The 15,347-nt window shown below is 72.9% G+C and carries 15 protein-coding genes and 1 pseudogene; 8 read left to right on the forward strand and 8 right to left on the reverse strand.

The features are described from left to right. Nucleotides 1-6: 6 nt before the first annotated feature. Both G514_RS30650 and G514_RS0110280 read right to left on the reverse strand, forming a co-directional pair. A complete protein-coding gene (locus G514_RS30650) occupies nucleotides 7-1,551 on the reverse strand; it encodes a hypothetical protein (protein WP_028651681.1) in 1,545 nt (514 codons plus the stop codon). Continuing rightward, nucleotides 1,548-2,066, reverse strand: a complete 519-nt coding sequence (locus G514_RS0110280) for a SigE family RNA polymerase sigma factor (protein WP_028651682.1) — start codon at nucleotides 2,064-2,066, stop codon at nucleotides 1,548-1,550. Before G514_RS0110280 ends, G514_RS30650 begins: the two co-directional genes overlap by 4 nt. 251 nt (nucleotides 2,067-2,317) lie before the next feature. Between G514_RS0110280 and rocD the strand changes: the two genes are divergently transcribed. Beyond that, nucleotides 2,318-3,541: an ornithine--oxo-acid transaminase gene (gene rocD / locus G514_RS0110285; RefSeq protein WP_028651683.1), complete on the forward strand. Its 1,224-nt coding sequence runs from the start codon at nucleotides 2,318-2,320 to the stop codon at nucleotides 3,539-3,541. Nucleotides 3,542-3,544: 3 nt separating this feature from the next. Here the strand turns inward: rocD and G514_RS0110290 are convergent, their stop codons facing one another. Next, nucleotides 3,545-4,147 (reverse strand): TetR/AcrR family transcriptional regulator, encoded by a 603-nt coding sequence (locus tag G514_RS0110290; protein ID WP_028651684.1) that lies wholly within the window; start codon nucleotides 4,145-4,147, stop codon nucleotides 3,545-3,547. A 49-nt stretch (nucleotides 4,148-4,196) separates the two neighbouring features. Here G514_RS0110290 and G514_RS26045 point away from each other — a divergent pair, with 49 nt between their 5' ends. From G514_RS26045 to G514_RS31095, 6 genes are read left to right on the forward strand one after another with little or no spacing between them, the layout of a single operon-like run. Then, a complete protein-coding gene (locus G514_RS26045; RefSeq protein ID WP_036564477.1) occupies nucleotides 4,197-5,672 on the forward strand; it encodes a flavin-containing monooxygenase in 1,476 nt (491 codons plus the stop codon). After that, entirely contained in the window at nucleotides 5,669-6,511 is an 843-nt protein-coding gene (locus G514_RS0110300; protein WP_028651685.1) for an SDR family NAD(P)-dependent oxidoreductase, read from the forward strand. Before G514_RS26045 ends, G514_RS0110300 begins: the two co-directional genes overlap by 4 nt. Nucleotides 6,512-6,539: 28 nt before the next feature. Beyond that, nucleotides 6,540-7,076 (forward strand): ribonuclease FAU-1 family protein, encoded by a 537-nt coding sequence (locus G514_RS29145; protein WP_051247280.1) that lies wholly within the window; start codon nucleotides 6,540-6,542, stop codon nucleotides 7,074-7,076. Then, nucleotides 7,073-7,693 carry a hypothetical protein gene (locus tag G514_RS0110310; protein ID WP_028651686.1) on the forward strand — a complete coding sequence of 207 codons (621 nt, stop codon included), beginning with the start codon at nucleotides 7,073-7,075 and terminating at the stop codon, nucleotides 7,691-7,693. Before G514_RS29145 ends, G514_RS0110310 begins: the two co-directional genes overlap by 4 nt. A 12-nt stretch (nucleotides 7,694-7,705) precedes the next feature. Continuing rightward, the gene (locus tag G514_RS0110315; protein ID WP_028651687.1) at nucleotides 7,706-8,836 is read left to right on the forward strand and encodes a glutamate--cysteine ligase; all 1,131 of its coding nucleotides are present in this window, start codon (nucleotides 7,706-7,708) and stop codon (nucleotides 8,834-8,836) included. Beyond that, nucleotides 8,833-10,047 (forward strand): GNAT family N-acetyltransferase, encoded by a 1,215-nt coding sequence (locus tag G514_RS31095; RefSeq protein WP_084151988.1) that lies wholly within the window; start codon nucleotides 8,833-8,835, stop codon nucleotides 10,045-10,047. The genes G514_RS0110315 and G514_RS31095 overlap by 4 nt, the downstream gene beginning before the upstream one ends. 46 nt (nucleotides 10,048-10,093) lie before the next feature. Here G514_RS31095 and G514_RS0110325 read toward each other — a convergent pair whose 3' ends face one another. From G514_RS0110325 to G514_RS30255, 3 genes are read right to left on the reverse strand one after another with little or no spacing between them, the layout of a single operon-like run. Continuing rightward, nucleotides 10,094-11,377 (reverse strand): DNA polymerase IV, encoded by a 1,284-nt coding sequence (locus G514_RS0110325; protein WP_245582164.1) that lies wholly within the window; start codon nucleotides 11,375-11,377, stop codon nucleotides 10,094-10,096. Beyond that, a complete protein-coding gene (locus tag G514_RS26055) occupies nucleotides 11,370-12,515 on the reverse strand; it encodes an FUSC family protein (RefSeq protein WP_051247282.1) in 1,146 nt (381 codons plus the stop codon). Before G514_RS26055 ends, G514_RS0110325 begins: the two co-directional genes overlap by 8 nt. Nucleotides 12,516-12,570: 55 nt before the next feature. After that, nucleotides 12,571-12,774 (reverse strand): hypothetical protein, encoded by a 204-nt coding sequence (locus G514_RS30255; protein WP_028651690.1) that lies wholly within the window; start codon nucleotides 12,772-12,774, stop codon nucleotides 12,571-12,573. A 205-nt stretch (nucleotides 12,775-12,979) separates the two neighbouring features. Here G514_RS30255 and G514_RS0110340 point away from each other — a divergent pair, with 205 nt between their 5' ends. Continuing rightward, on the forward strand, nucleotides 12,980-14,380 hold the full coding sequence (locus G514_RS0110340) for a WS/DGAT/MGAT family O-acyltransferase (protein ID WP_028651691.1): 1,401 nt from the start codon (nucleotides 12,980-12,982) through the stop codon (nucleotides 14,378-14,380). Between the two features lie 8 nt (nucleotides 14,381-14,388). On the opposite strand, the gene G514_RS31290 is transcribed toward G514_RS0110340, so the two are convergent. Further along, nucleotides 14,389-14,856, reverse strand: a complete 468-nt coding sequence (locus G514_RS31290) for an SDR family NAD(P)-dependent oxidoreductase (protein WP_211222110.1) — start codon at nucleotides 14,854-14,856, stop codon at nucleotides 14,389-14,391. 91 nt (nucleotides 14,857-14,947) lie between these two features. Further along, nucleotides 14,948-15,226, reverse strand: a pseudogene (locus G514_RS31345) (SDR family NAD(P)-dependent oxidoreductase); the annotation flags it as partial. Between the last annotated feature and the right edge of the window lie 121 nt (nucleotides 15,227-15,347).

The raw sequence follows: 15,347 nt of genomic DNA on the forward strand, positions 1-15,347 counted from the left end.
CGTGGCCTAGCGCGCCGGCTGCCAGGCCTGCTGGATGACGAAGCCGTAGGCCCGCTTCTTCGGGAACTTCGGGTTGGAGGAGAAGACCCGCACGCCGTAGGCGTCGCCGTCGTACTGCACCAGCCACCCGCCGCCGGCCCGCTTCTTCAGGCGCGCCAGGTGCACTGTGGTGCCGAGGTCGTCGATGACGACCTGCGAGCACGACCGGAAGCTGGTCAGGCACGTGAAGGTGCCGTGGCTGTAGATCGGCTCGACCGTCCAGGCGAGGGTGCCCTTCGACACCCCACCGACGCTCCACGTGCCGCGCACCCAGGGCGTCCGGCTGATGCCGGTCTGCGCGAAGGACTCGCCGGGCTTCACCAGGGCCGCCACCCCGGCGGTGACGAAGCCGTCGACGTCGATGCTGCGCGGCGCGACCGGCGCCGTGCCGGGCAGGATGAGACGGGGGTCCGAGGCCGCCGCCACGAGCTGGGCCTCGCTGGAGGTCACGCCGGCCGCGCGGCGGCCGGGGCTGTATGTCGGGTCGGACGTCAGCACCACGACCTGTCCGCTGTCGTGCTCCACCGCGACCTGGAGCACGCCGTCGTGCGTCGCGACCTCCGGCGCCCGGGTGTCGGGGGCGCGGGTGTTGGTGAAGCCGTCGGCGACGTGGCACTTCCAGGACGCGAACGACGCGCCGCACAGCCAGTCGACCTGGTCCCATCCGCTGGTGACGGTGATCTCGAGCCCTGACCGCGAGCGGCCGTTCTCCCAGCGGAAGGTCGAGCCCAGCGCGTAGAGGCTGCCGCCGAGGGTCTTGGTCTCCTTGGTGTCGATTTTGCGGTCGTACGGCTGCAGGTGCACGCGGTCGGGGTCGAGGCGCTCGGCGAGCACGGTGTTGTAGTAGCTCAGCACCCGGTGCACCCGGATCTTGCCGGTGTGGGTCGGTGGCACAGTCGGATCGGTCGTCGGCGCGACGGTCGGGGTGGACGTCGGCGTCTCGGTGGGCGTCGAGGTCGGCGTGCCGGTGGGGGTGCCCGTGGGCGTGGACGTCGGGGTGGACGTCGGGGTGGACTCCCCGGTCGGCCCGTGGCTGGACGTGTAGTGCGTCCCGCTCGTGCCCTGGGTGGCGGAGCCGCCGAGGTCCGGGCCGTGGGTCGACCCCTTGGCCGGCAGGTCGTCGCCGGCGCCCGACGGCGGGCCCGCCGGGTCGAGACCCTGAGCGCCCGCACCCTTGTCGTGGCCGTTCCCGGAGCCCTGGCCCTGCGCTACGACCCCGTCGCTGCTCTGCGCGGACGGCGTGGAGCCCGCGCTCGGCGTGGAGGTCGCCGTGCTCGAGGGCCGGGTGACCGACGGGACCTCGGTGGCCTTGGGGTCGCCGGCGGTGAGCCCGGTGACGCCGAGCACGACGGCCAGGGTCGCCGTGGTCGCGCCGGTCATCGCGACCCGCATGCGGAACAGCCGCCGGCGGCCGCGGCGCACGTCGTCGGTCGTGGGCACGACCGGCACGCTGACCCCGCGGGCCAGCGCGTGCAGCCGCTCCTCGAGGTGGCGGTCGGCTGGGTCGGTCATCGCCGTCCTCCTCGATGATCGGTGGCGGTCGGGGTCAGCAGGGCGGTGCGGAGCTTGTCGAGGGCGGCCGAGGTCTGGCTCTTCACGGTGCCGGGACTGACGCCGAGGTCGGCGGCCGTCTCCTCCACGGAGAGGCCCCAGTAGTGGCGCAGGACCACCACGCGCCGTTGCTTGGGCCCGAGGTCGCGCAGGGCGGCCCACAGGGCGTCGGAGTCCTCCGGCGCGACGCCCGTGGGCGCCGCCCGGTCGAGCCGGTCGTCCTCGGTCGGCGCCTCGCGGCGCCACGGGCGACGGGTCTCGTCGAGGTGGCTGTTGATGATCACCCGGCGGACGTAGGCGTCTACCGAGTCGGCGCGGGAGGCGCGCGGCCAGGCGACGTAGAGCTTCGCCAGCGCGGTCTGCACGATGTCCTCGGCGCGGTGCGGATCACCGCACAGCAGGTACGCGGTGCGGAACAGGTGCGCACGGCGACCGGCGACGTACGCCGTGAAGCCGTCGTCCCGTGAGCCGCCCAAGCGCCCGCTCCGATCGTCGGTGGCAGAACCTCTGTTCTACCCCTCTGACGAGGTGGCGCCCTCATCGGTTGGGATGGTTCCGAGAATTTTCCTCCGGCACCGCCGGGGGTCCGCGCTGCCGCTGCAGGCCGCCGGAAGGGCGCCGGCAGCGCGCCGAGTGGCACCGCCGTCGCCGCCGGGCTACGCTGGCGGCGTACAGAAATTGTCAGACAATCTGACGGACGACGCGACAAGACGGAGGAGGCGATCCCATGACGGCCACCCAGAACCCCACGCACGCGAGGGAAGAGTTCGAGCGGGCGGAGTCGCGCACGGCGCACAACTACCACCCGCTCCCCGTGGTGGTGTCGCACGCCGAGGGCGCCTGGATGTGGGACGTCGACGGACGCCGCTACCTCGACCTGCTCGCCGGCTACTCCGCGCTCAACTTCGGCCACAGCCACCCCGGCCTGATCGCCGCCGCGCACGCCCAGCTCGACCAGCTCACGCTGACCAGCCGCGCGTTCGTGCACGATCGCTTCGCCGACTTCTGCGCCGCCCTCGGCGACCTGTGCGGCAAGGACCTCGTGCTCCCGATGAACACCGGCGCCGAGGCCGTCGAGACCGCCATCAAGGTCTCGCGCAAGTGGGGCTACGAGGTCAAGGGCGTCCCGGCCGACCAGGCCAAGATCATCGTCGCGGCCGGCAACTTCCACGGCCGCACGACCACCATCGTCGGCTTCTCCGACGACCCCGACGCGCGTGACGGCTTCGGTCCGTTCACCCCCGGCTTCGTGACCGTGCCCTACGGCGACCTGGCCGCCATCGAGGCCGCGATCGACGCCAACACCGTCGCGGTCCTGATCGAGCCGATCCAGGGCGAGGGCGGCATCGTGATCCCGCCCGACGGCTACCTGCGCGGGATCCGTGACCTCTGCACCCAGCACGACGTGCTGTTCGCGGCCGACGAGATCCAGGCCGGCCTCGGCCGGACCGGCAAGACCTTCGCGTGCGACCACGAGGACGTCGTCCCCGACATCTACATCCTCGGCAAGGCGCTGGGCGGCGGCATCGTGCCGGTGTCGGCGATCGTCGCCGACCGCGACGTCCTCGGCGTGCTCCGCCCCGGCCAGCACGGCAGCACCTTCGGCGGCAACCCGCTCGCCTGCGCGGTCGGCCTCACCGTGGTCGAGATGCTGCGCACCGGCGAGCACCAGGCCCGCGCGGCCGAGCTCGGCATCCTGCTGCGCGAGCGCCTCGAGACGATGCTCGGCCACGGCGTGGTCGGGGTCCGCACCCGCGGTCTGTGGGCCGGCGTCGACGTCGACCCCGCGATCGGCACCGGCCGGATGGTCTGCGAGGCCCTGATGGCCCGCGGCGTCCTCGCCAAGGACACCCACGGCTCCACGATCCGGCTCGCGCCCCCGCTGGTCACCTCCTCCGAGGACCTGCTCTGGGGCCTCGACCAGCTCGAGGCCGTCGTCTCCTCCGCCTGAGCCTCAGACGAGGGCGGCCAGCGAGCCGCCGATGATCGCGAGCAGCTCCTCGCGCGTGACGGTCGGGCGGCCCGCCCGCTGGTCGGTGCCCCAGGTGATGACGAGCTCCTCGGTCATCGCCGACCAGCCGCGGACGACGAGGCGGTTGCGCGGGGTGTCGGCGACCAGCTCGCTGCCGGCGGCCAGGACCGACTCGGTGAAGATGCGCTCCGACAGCACGCCGCGCACCTCCTCGTAGATCGCGCGCAGCGCCTCGTTGCCGCCCGCGGCGCCCTTGAGCAGGGAGACGTAGCCCTCGAAGTTCGCCAGCACGTAGTCGACGTACGCCGCCACCGAGACCTGGAGCCGCACCAGCGGGTCGCCGTCGGCCGGTGGCGTCGTCTGCGCGATGAGGTCGTCGGCCGCCCGCCGTACGACTGCCTCGTGGAAGGCGTGCTTGTTGCCGAAGTAGTGGTAGAGCAGGCCGCGCGAGATGCCCGCCTCCTCGGCGAGCAGGTCGATCGAGAGCTCGTCCAGCGACCGCGTCGCGAGCAGCCGGACCCCGAGGTCGAGGAGCTGGCTGCGCCGCTCGTCCGGCGCGAGCCGGGAGCGTGTGGTGGCGGTCACGTCGTCCACCTTATTGACGTTTGTTCAACAACGCCAATACCGTCGGGGGATGACGTCCCGGACGGTCGACCACCTCATCATCGGCGCCGGCTTCGCCGGACTGTGCGCGGCGATCAAGCTCGACGAGGACGGGGAGAAGGACTTCGCGGTGCTCGAAGCCGGCTCCGACGTGGGTGGCACCTGGCGCGACAACACCTACCCGGGCGCGACGTGCGACATCCCCAGCCAGCTCTACTCCTTCTCCTTCGCGCCGCACGACTGGCCGCGGTCCTACTCCCAGCAGCCCGACATCCAGGCCTACATCCAGCAGGTCGCGGCCGAGTCCGGCACCCTGGACCGCTTCGTCTTCGACACCCCGGCGCAGGACGCCTCGTGGGACGACGAGGCGCAGCGCTGGACAGTGCGTACGCCGCACGGCGACTACGTCGCGAAGACGCTGATCGTCGGTGCCGGTGGCCTGTCCGCGCCCCGGATGCCCGAGATCGACGGCATCGAGACCTTCCAGGGCGAGGTGTTCCACTCGGCCCGGTGGAACCACGACCTCGACCTGTCGGGCAAGCGGGTCGCCGTGATCGGCACCGGCGCCTCGGCCATCCAGATCGTGCCGGAGCTGCAGAAGGTGCTGCAGGCGACGGGCGGCCACCTCGACGTCTACCAGCGCACCGCGCCGTGGGTCATCCCGCGCAACGACCGGGTCTACAGCTCCGTCGAGCGGTCCGCGCTGCGCCGGGTGCCGGGCCTGCGCAAGCTCTATCGCGCCGCGCTCTACTGGGGCCACGAGGCGTTCGTGCCGGCGTTCACCCTGGCCCCCGGGCTGGCCCTGCCGGCGGTCAAGCAGGCCCAGGCCAACATCAGGAAGGGGATCAAGGACCCGGAGCTCCGCGAGAAGGTCACGCCCCACTTCATGCTCGGCTGCAAGCGGGTGCTGAGGTCCAACGACTGGTATCCCGCGCTCGCCGCGGACAACGTCGAGCTGGTCACCGACCCGATCGCGAAGGTCACCGGCAACGCGATCGTCACCGCCGACGGCGTCGAGCGGGAGATCGACGTGCTGGTCGTGGCGACCGGCTTCTGGACGACCGAGCTACCGATCACCGAGCACGTCAGGGGGCGGAGCGGGCAGTCGCTGGCCGACCGGTGGCGCCAGAGCGGGATGGCGGCCTACAAGGGCACCGCGATCCCGGACTTCCCCAACCTGTTCATGATCGTGGGCCCCAACACCGGCCAGGGGCACACCTCGATGATCTTCATCATCGAGTCGCAGGTGGCCTACATCCGGGCCGCGCTCGAGCACCTGCGTCGCCACGGCCTCACCAGCGTGGAGGCGGAGCCCCGCGCCACCGACCGGTGGAACCGCTCCCTGCAGCGCCGCATGAAGCGAACCGTGTGGACCCGGGGCGGCTGCCAGAGCTGGTACCTCGACTCGCACGGCCGCAACACCACCCTCTGGCCGAGGACGACCGCCGACTTCCGTCGGCGGCTGGCGTCCTTCGACGCCGAGGCCTATCGGGAGGTACGCGCATGAAGACGCTCGACGACAAGGTCGTGGTGATCACCGGCGCGGGCTCGGGCATCGGCCGCGCCCTCGCGCTCGACCTCGCCCGCCGCGGGTCGCTGCTCGCGCTGTCGGACGTCGACGAGACCGGCCTGGCCGAGACCGTCGCGCAGGTCCGGAAGGCCGGCGTGGCGAAGGTGCGCAGCGACCGGCTCGACGTGGCCGACCGCGACGCGTTCGCCCGCTACGCGCTCGACGTCGTGCAGGACTTCGGCCGGGTCAATGTGGTCGTCAACAACGCCGGGGTCGCGCTGGCCGGCGACTTCACCGACCTCGAGTACGCCGACATCGACTGGATCGTCGGCGTGAACTTCTGGGGCGTGGTGCACGGCACCAAGGAGTTCCTGCCCCACCTGATCGCCTCCGGCGACGGCCACGTGGTCAACCTGTCCTCGCTGTTCGGGCTGGTCTCGATGCCCGGCCAGTCGATGTACAACGCGACCAAGTACGCCGTCCGCGGCATGACCGAGGCGCTGCGCGAGGAGATGCTCATCGCCGGTCACCCGGTCGGCGTCACCGCCGTCCACCCCGGCGGCATCAAGACCGCGATCGCCCGAAACGCGCGCGTCTCGGCGAAGGAGAGCAAGGAGCAGACCGCCCAGCTCTTCGACAAGAAGCTCGCGCGGATGACGCCCGAGCGGGCCGCCGAGATCATCGTGCAGGGCATCCTCAAGAACCGGGCGCGCGTGCTCGTCGGCATCGACGCCCACGCCGTGCACCACCTCGCCAAGCTGCTCGGGTCGCGCTACCAGGACGTCGTCGCGAAGACGTCGAAGCGGGTGCTGCCGGACAAGGCGACCGTGGTCTGAGTGTCTCGGATTGCGGTAGAACCTCGGGGTGGCTCTCTCCGCCGGTGACGCCGTCCGCGTCGTGATGACCAAGTGGGGCGACCGGCCGCACTGGGAGATGGACGCCCTCTACCTCGGCGCCGACCACGCCGGCGACTGGATCGCGTTCCCGGTCGGCACCGTCATGTCGCGGCCCGGGGTGTCCGTCACGACGACCAACGAGCAGGTGGGGCTGGTGCCGTCCGCCGGCACCGCCGTCGGCCGGGCCTGGCTGGCGACCTTTCACGGGCCGGGCGGCAACGTCTGGACCTACGTCGACATGACCACCGTGCCGTCGTGGCACGGGCACACCGTCCGGGCCGTCGACCTCGACCTCGACGTCGTCGAGGGGCTCGACCGCGTGGTGTACGTCGACGACCAGGACGAGTTCGACGAGCACCGGGTCGAGCTCGGCTACCCGCGCGAGGTGGTCGACCTGGCCATGGCGACGCGCGACCTGGTGCTCACCGCGGTGCGCGACAAGCACCCGCCGTTCGACGGGTCGGCCCAGCCGTGGTTCGACGTGCTGCACTCGCTCACCCGGTGAGCGACGGCGACTGGGCCGCCTACCGCCAGGAGGTCTTCGGCGAGCCCTACCTGGTCTGGCACGACGGGCCCGACTTCGACGAGATCGCGCGACGCTTCGCCGACGACCCGGAGGCCGTGCTCGCGCTGCTGGAGCAGGGCATCGCCGAGAACGACCCGGTCGCCGCGCAGGCCTGTCGCGAGCTGGGCGCGGCCGCCGAGCAGGTGCCGACCATCGTCGCGCTGCTCGAGCAGGCGAGGCCGGCGACGTACGGCGCCGCCCGCACCGAGGTGGCCGCCTCGCTGCACGCCCTCGGCGCCTCTGCCGAGGAGATGGGCGCCGAGGTCGCCGCCGTGCTGCGCTCGCCGGACCACTGGGGAGTGAGGCTCGACGCGGCCCGGCGGCTCGCCGACTTCGCGCCCACGCCCGCGCTGGTCGCCGCGGCCGCGGACGGCGTGCGCGCCGAGGCCTACCTGGTCCGCTACCACTCGGCGAACACGCTGCTGCGCTGGGCAGGCCGACGCGTCGACATCAGCGAGGACGACGAGCTGTTCGGGCTGATCGTCGACGACGGCGGACCGGGCCGGTGGGCCGAGGCCGCGGAGCGGCTGGCCGCCGCCGTGCCGCCACCCGTGTGACAGCCTGACCGGGTGCGGATCGACTTCCACCCCTCGGCCGAGCCCACGATCGGGGTGGAGTGGGAGCTGGCGCTGGTCGACCGGCAGACCCGTGACCTCCGCAACGACGCCGCGCACCTGTTCGCGCGGGCGAAGGCGAGGCTCCCCGACCCCGGGCGGCTGCACAAGGAGCTCCTGAAGAACACCGTCGAGGTCGTCACCGGCGTGTGCGCCACGGTCGACGAGGCGATGACCGACCTGCGCCGCACCCTCGAGGTCGTCGTGCCGGCCGGGGACGAGCTCGGCATCGACCTGTTCGGCGCGGGCACCCACCCGTTCGCGTCGTGGACGGTCCAGCAGCTGACCGAGGGCCACCGCTACGCCGAGCTCATCAACCGGACCCAGTGGTGGGGCCGGCAGATGCTGATCTGGGGCGTGCACGTGCACGTCGGCATGCCGGAGCGGTCGCGGGTCATGCCGGTGCTGTCGTCGCTGCTCAACCACTACCCGCACCTCCAGGCGCTGTCGGCGTCGTCGCCGATCTGGGCCGGCCACGACACCGGCTACGCGTCCAACCGCGCGCTGATGTTCCAGCAGCTGCCGACCGCCGGGCTGCCGTTCCAGTTCGCGGAGTGGTCGGAGTTCGAGGCGTACGTCGGCGACCAGGTCACCACCGGCGTGATCGACGAGCTGACCGAGGTGCGCTGGGACGTCCGGCCCGCCCCGCACCTCGGGACGCTGGAGAACCGCATCTGCGACGGCGTCTCGACCTTCGCGGACCTCTCGGCGCTGGTCGCGCTCATGCACTGCCTCGTCGTCGACCTCGACGCCAGGGCCGCCGCCGGCGAGGAGCTGCCCGTGCTGCCGCCGTGGCACGTGCAGGAGAACAAGTGGCGCGCGGCCCGCTACGGGCTCGAGGCGATCATCATCCTCGACGCCGAGTCGCACGAGGCGCTCCTCACCGACGACCTCACGCGCCTGGTCGAGCGGCTGGCCCCGGTGGCCGAGCGGCTCGGCTGCGCCGCCGAGCTGGCGTCGGTGCTCGACATCCCGGCCCGCGGGGCGTCGTACCAGCGGCAGCGGGAGGTCGCCGCCCGGGCCGACGGCGACCTCGTCGCGGTCGTCGACGCGGTGGTGCAGGAGCTGCGGGCGGAGCTCGGGTGAGCCTCGAGCTGGTGCCGCTGAGCGTGGACCACGCGCCCGCGATGGTGGCGGTGCTCGCCGACCCGTCGATCTATGAGTTCACCGGCGGCACGCAGCCGACGCTCGAGGAGCTCACGGCCCGCTACGCCCGACAGACGGCGGGGCACTCCTCCGACGGCTCGGAGCGGTGGCTCAACTGGGTGGTGCTGCTCGACTCCGACCCGGTGGGCTACGTCCAGGCCACGGTGACCGGCGACTCCGCGGAGATCGCGTGGGTCGTCTCCCCGCCCGCCCAGGGCCGCGGCGTGGCGAGCGCGGCCGCGCGCGCGATGGTCGACGAGCTCACCGCCAGCGGCGTACGCCGGCTCGTCGCGCACGTCCACCCCGACCACGCGGCGTCGGCCCGCGTCGCCGAGCGGCTCGGCCTGCGGCGCACCGACGTCGTCGAGGACGGCGAGGTGCGCTGGGTCCGCGACGACCTCGACCCCGACGGCTTCGTGGCCGAGTGGCGCGCCTGGCACGACGCGCGCGAGGAGCGGCTGCGCGACCCGCACGGCTGGCTGTCGATCACCGCGATCCACTGGCCGACGTCGGTGCCGCAGCGCTTCGCCGACGCACCTGGAGAGTGGTCGGCCGACGGCGCCCGGGCGACCGTGTCGCTCGGGCCGGGCGAGACGCTGCAGCCTCCGGACGGCCCCGTGCTGGCCGCCGGCGTGCACGTGCTCGGGCCGCTCGACGACCTCGGGGTGCGGCTGGGCTTCGGCGACGCGGTGGTGCAGGTGGCCGAGCGCGAGGGGCGCGTGATCCTCCGCCCCCGCCACCCAGACTCCCCGAACCTGCGCGCCTACCGCGGCACCCCCTGCTACCCCGCCGACCCCGGCTGGGTGGTGCGGGGCCGGTTCGAGCCCTACACCCGGCCGGACGGCGACGCCGTCGGCGAGGTGGTCTTCGAGCGCGACGGCGCCGAGCACCGGCTCGTCGCGTGGGGCGAGGATGACGGGAGCCTGTGGATCCTGTTCCGCGACGCGACCTCGGGCGTGACGACGTACGCCGCCCTGCGCCAGCTGGTCGTCGAGCCGCCGGCGCAGGACGGCAGCGTGCGGATCGACTTCAACCGCGCGTTCAACATGCCGTGCGCCTACACCGACTTCGCGACGTGCCCGCTGCCCCCACCGGCGAACACGCTGGGCTTCGCGGTGGAGGCAGGCGAGCAGGTCCCGGACACCGCCTGAGCGGGCCGAGCACGAGGCGGGCGAAGCCGACCCGGTCAGTAGCCGGTCAGTAGCCGCCCTCGGGCGGCACCATCTCGAGGCGGACGCCGAGCAACCGCACCGGCCGGTCCTTCTCCACGCGGTCGAGCAGGCTCACCGCCTGCTCCGCGAGGTGCTCGGGGTCGTTGCTCGACTCCTTGAGCGTCAGGCTGCGACTGATCGTGAAGAACGGCTTGTAGCGCAGCTTCAGCCCGACCCGCGCTGCCGGCCGGCCCTCGCGGTCGATGTCCTCGACGACCTGGCGGGTGAGCGCGCGCACCTCCTCGGCGATCCGGTCCCAGTCCTCCAGGTCCTCCTGGAACGTGGTCTCCCGCCCGTGCGCCCGAGGCACCCACGGCTCACCGGTCACCACGCTGTCGCTCACCCCGCGACCGATGCGGTGGTACCACGGCCCCATCGTCGGCCCCAGCTCCGCCGCCAGCACCCGCGCGTCCGACTGCGCGAGCTGGGTCACGGTGTCGATCCCGAGCGCGGCGAGCTTCTTGGCGGTCTTGCCGCCGATCCCCCACAGCGCCGTCGTCGGCCGGTCCCCCATCACCTCGAACCAGTTCTCCGCCGTCAGCACGAAGCTCCCCCGCGGCTTCCCGAACTCCGTCGCGATCTTGGCCCGCAGCTTGTTGTCGCCGATCCCCACCGAGCAGTGCAGCCGCGTCTCCTCCAGCACCCGGGCCCGGATCTCCCCCGCGAACGCGAGGGGGTCGAGGGTTGGCCCACCCGTGGGCCCCTTCCCCAAGGAGACGTCCGCCTCCTGCTGCACGGGTGGGAGGCTCCCCTGCCCCGCCTCCTCCACCGGTGGTGCTGCGTCGGCCTCGAGCTGGTCGGCGGCGCCGGCCCACGGCCGGCCGCGGCCGAGCTGGCCGGTGCCCTTCGTCGCCGGGTCGCCGGGCTGCGGGCCGGCGGCGACGAACGCCTCGTCCCAGCCCAGCACGTCGACGACAACCGGACGCCCACCCCACTCGAGCGACCGGATCGTGCCCATCACCGCGGCCGACGCCTCGTCGTAGGCCTCGCGGTCGACCGGCAGGAACACCGCGTCCGGGCACTTGCGCGCCGCGATCCGCAGGGCCATGCCGGAGCCGACCCCGAACTCCCGCGCTTCGTACGACGCCGTCGACACCACGCCGCGCTTCGTCGGGTCGCCGTCGCCGCCGACGATCACCGGTCGGCCCGCGAGCTCGGGCCGGCGCAACACCTCGACCGCCGCGATGAACTGGTCGAGGTCGACGTGCAGGACCCAGTGGTCGATCGGGTGCTCCATCGCAGTCGGACCCGCGGTGCCGTCCTCAGTCATCGCCAGCCGGGTCCGCGCCCGGGCGCGCCTCCCACCGGGGTGGCGGCGGCAGCGCCTCGGTCGACTCGATCTGCGTCATCCCGGTGAGGAGCAGCAGGTCGACGATGACCGAGCGCAGCTGGCCCAGCACCACCTCGGCGGTCATCTCCTCGGCCCGCTCCACCAGACTCGACGCCTCGCCGACCTGCAGCAGCGCACCGCGCGCCGCCACCGCCATCCGGTCGGCCGCCAGCTCGTCGGCCACGAGGTCGGCGGCGTTCGCCAGGTCGAGGGCCAGCAGCGAGTAGGACTTCGGGACGTGCCGGTCGTGGTAGGCCGCCACCGCGGTCTGCCGGACCAGCACGCGGGTGCTCCGCAGCGCCCGGTCGAGGGGCTCGACCAGGTCGGCCATCAGCCGGACCCCGGGCCGGTGCCTGACCCGGAACGGCGACGACGACACCACCGCCATGCCCTCGTCGGCGGCGTCCTGCAGCTCGCGGATCAGGCTGTCGGTCGAGCGCGCGTCGGCCAGCAGCTCGAGGCCCCGCTCGGCCACGCCGTCGACCATCACCTCGCCCGCGGCCCGCAGCAGCTCGGCGATCTTCCGCATCACCGTCGCCGCCTGCTCGCGCGGCCGCCGGAGCGCCGCCGCCGGCACCAGCGTGGCCGCCACCAGGGCGACGCACCCGCCGACCAGGGCGTCGCTCCACCGCACGAGGGCGTCGGAGGGCGCCGGCACCAGCGCCGAGATGATGATCGACTGCACGGCCGCCTGGGTGACGAACATCTGGCCGCTCGTGATCAGCAGCGCCGAGGTCATCGACAGCGTGACCACCAGCGTCAGCTGCCACCATCCCGACCCGATGAGGATCGCGAGCAGGTCGGCGAGCAGCACCCCGAGCGCGACGCCGGTCGTCACCTCGGCGACCCGGCGCAGCCGCTGCCCGTAGGACGTGCCGAGGCTCACCACCGCAGCGACGGGCGCGAAGAACGGTCGCGGGTGACCCAGGAGGTCGGCCGCGATCAGCCACGCCACCCCGGCGGCGGCCGCGCACTGAGCGATCTGCCAGCGCTTGGCGGCGACCCGGGCGAGACGGGCCCGGACCGAGACGCGGCCGCGGTCCCACAGCCGGTCGACCAGCTCCGCCTCGGCCTCCATGTCCGTCGATGCTGCCAGACGGGGCAGGCCCCCGCGCCGGGCACGCGGCGGCCGATCACGGCCGGCCCGCCGCGCCGGGCGCGACCGTCGAGGTCGGCGGTGGCGAGACGGCCGACCAGGCGACGATCGCGGTCGTCACCGTCGCGACCACCAGGCCGAGGGTGCGCAGGGCGCCCGGCGAGGCGCCGGGCGGGACGTTGGGCGCGGCGCCGGGCGAGGCGTTGGGCGAGGCGTTGGGACGTGGGTGCAGCGGGTGCATGAGTCCTCCGCAGGACGTGGGGCTGGGAACGGGTCGACGCTAGGACGGCGGAGCGACGCACGCCCGCGCGCAGCTGCCGGGCTGTGGACAGCGTCCGCACCGGGGCCACCTGTGGAGAGCTCGTGGCGGCCGGCCCCGCCCCGGGGTTGTGGCACCCGGCAGCGCGGGGAAGGATCACAGCCAGCCCTCAGACCCAAGGAGTCCGGTGCCCACTCCGATCGACCCGACGTCCACCGCGTTCCTCCTCGCGGAGAACCGCAACATGCCCATGCACGTCGGCGGGCTGCAGCTGTTCGAGAAGCCGGAGGGCGCCGGCCGCAACTACACCCGCGAGATGTTCGAGGCGATGCGGGACGTCGAGGAGATCCGGCCGCTCTACCTCAAGCACCCCCACCGCTCCATCCGCACCGGCGGCCAGCTGGTGTGGAAGGAGGACGACCAGTTCGACATCGAGCACCACCTCCGCCACAGCGCCCTGCCCAAGCCGGGTCGGGTCCGCGAGCTCCTCGACCTGTGCGGACGCCTGCACTCGACCCGGCTCGCGTGGGAGCGACCGCTCTGGGAGACCCACGTCATCGAAGGCCTCCGTGACGGCCGCGTCGCGATGTACTCCAAGCTCCACCACGCGCTCGTCGACGGCGTCTCGGCGATGCGGCTCCTCCAGAGCGTGCTCAGCACCGACCCCGACGAGCGCGGCATGCCCGCGCCCTGGGGCGCCGGGGCCGGCTCGACGCGACCCAGGAAGGAGCGGCAGGACTTCAGCCTCTCCGAGGTGCCGATGACGGCCCTGCGCGGCGCGCTCGGCATCACCGCGGAGGCCGCCGGCATGCCGAGCGCGCTCGTCAAGACGCTCACCAAGAGCGTGCGCAACGAGACCTCGGCGCTGTCCCTCTACGCGCCCCGCACGCTCTTCAACCAGAAGATCACCGGTTCCCGCCGGTTCGCCGCCCAGGACTGGCCCGTCGAGCGGCTCCGCGCGATCGGCAAGGCCACCGGCACCACGCTGAACGACGTGGTGCTGGCGATGTGCAGCGGCGCCGTGCGCGCCTACCTGCTCGAGCTCGACGCGCTCCCCGAGGCGCCGCTGGTCGCGATGGTCCCCGTCGGCCTCAACGCCAAGCAGTCGCACGTCGCCTCCGCCGAGGGCGGCAACGCCGTCGGCGCGGTGATGTGCCAGCTGGCGACCGATCGCAGCGACCCCGCCGCCCGCCTCAAGTCGATCCACGCCTCGATGAAGGACGGCAAGCAGGCCCTCGAGGGGATGACACCGGTCCAGATCCTCGCGATGAGCGCGCTCGGCCAGGCGCCAGCCATCCTCACGCCGATGCTGCGCATGCAGGGGATCGTCCGGCCGCCGTACAACCTGATCATCAGCAACGTCCCCGGCCCCCGCACCACCCACTACTGGAACGGCGCCCGGATGGTCGGCACCTACCCGCTCTCGATCCCCATCAACGGGATGGCGCTCAACATCACCTGCACGTCCTACGACGGCAACATGGCCTTCGGGCTCACCGGCTGCCGTCGCACGGTGCCGCACCTCCAGCGGCTGCTCACGTTCCTCGACGACGAGGTGAAGGCGCTGGAGAAGGCCGCGGGCGTCTGACGCCTCGGTCAGTCGATGTAGAGGCGCGTCATGATCGCGTCGAACGCCCGGTCGGGCAGCACCCGTCGCGTCGTCATCACGGTGCTCGCGCCCTTCCCGGTCGAGTAGCGCGACTTCGGCCGCCGCGCGGTCGCCGCCTTGACGATCGCCTTCGCCACGACGTCGGGGCCGCTCGAGAGCCGCGGGTTGTCGACGCCCGCCATGGCCTTCGCGGCCTTGACCGCGCTGGCGGCGTAGACGCCGTCCTTGCTGCGCTCGACCAGCGAGGTCCGGGCGATCTCGTTCCACTCGGTGACGATGCCGGCCGGGTGGACCAGCACCACGTCGATCCCGAACGGGCGCAGCTCGACCCGCAGGCTGTCGCTGAACCCGTCGACCGCGAACTTGGTCGCGTGGTACCACGCCCCGAACGGCTCGTAGATCACCGCTCCGATCGAGGAGATGTTGATGATCCGGCCCGACCCCTGCTCCCGCATGTGCGGCGTCACGAGCTGGACCGGCCGGCGGCAGGCCGAACAGGTTGACCTCGAACTGCCGCCGCGCCTCCTCGATCGGCACGTCCTCGACCGCGCCGTACGAGCCGTAGCCCGCGTTGTTGACCAGCACGTCGATCCGGCCCTGCTCGGCCAGGATCCTCCCGATGCCGGCGACCATCGAGTCCTCGTCGGTGACGTCCATGGCGAAGGTGTGCACGCCCGCGGCCTCGAGCCCGGCCATCCGGTCGACGCGCCGCGCGACGGCGTACGTCGTGAAGCCGGCCTCGCGGAGCCGCAGCGCAGTCTGCTCGCCGATGCCGCTCGACCCGCCGGTGACCAGCGCGACCCTGCCGTCGCCCTTCCCGCTCATGCGCGCATCCTCGCGGCTGCGGCTGCCGCACCGCTACAGGCCGGTGGACCAGTGCCGGCGCGACGACAAATGCGTCACCATCCGTCGAGATCACCGCAACCCGCGCACGGACTCACCCCAG

The sequence above is a fragment of the Nocardioides halotolerans DSM 19273 genome, from assembly GCF_000422805.1.
Classification (GTDB): Bacteria; Actinomycetota; Actinomycetes; order Propionibacteriales; family Nocardioidaceae; genus Nocardioides; species Nocardioides halotolerans.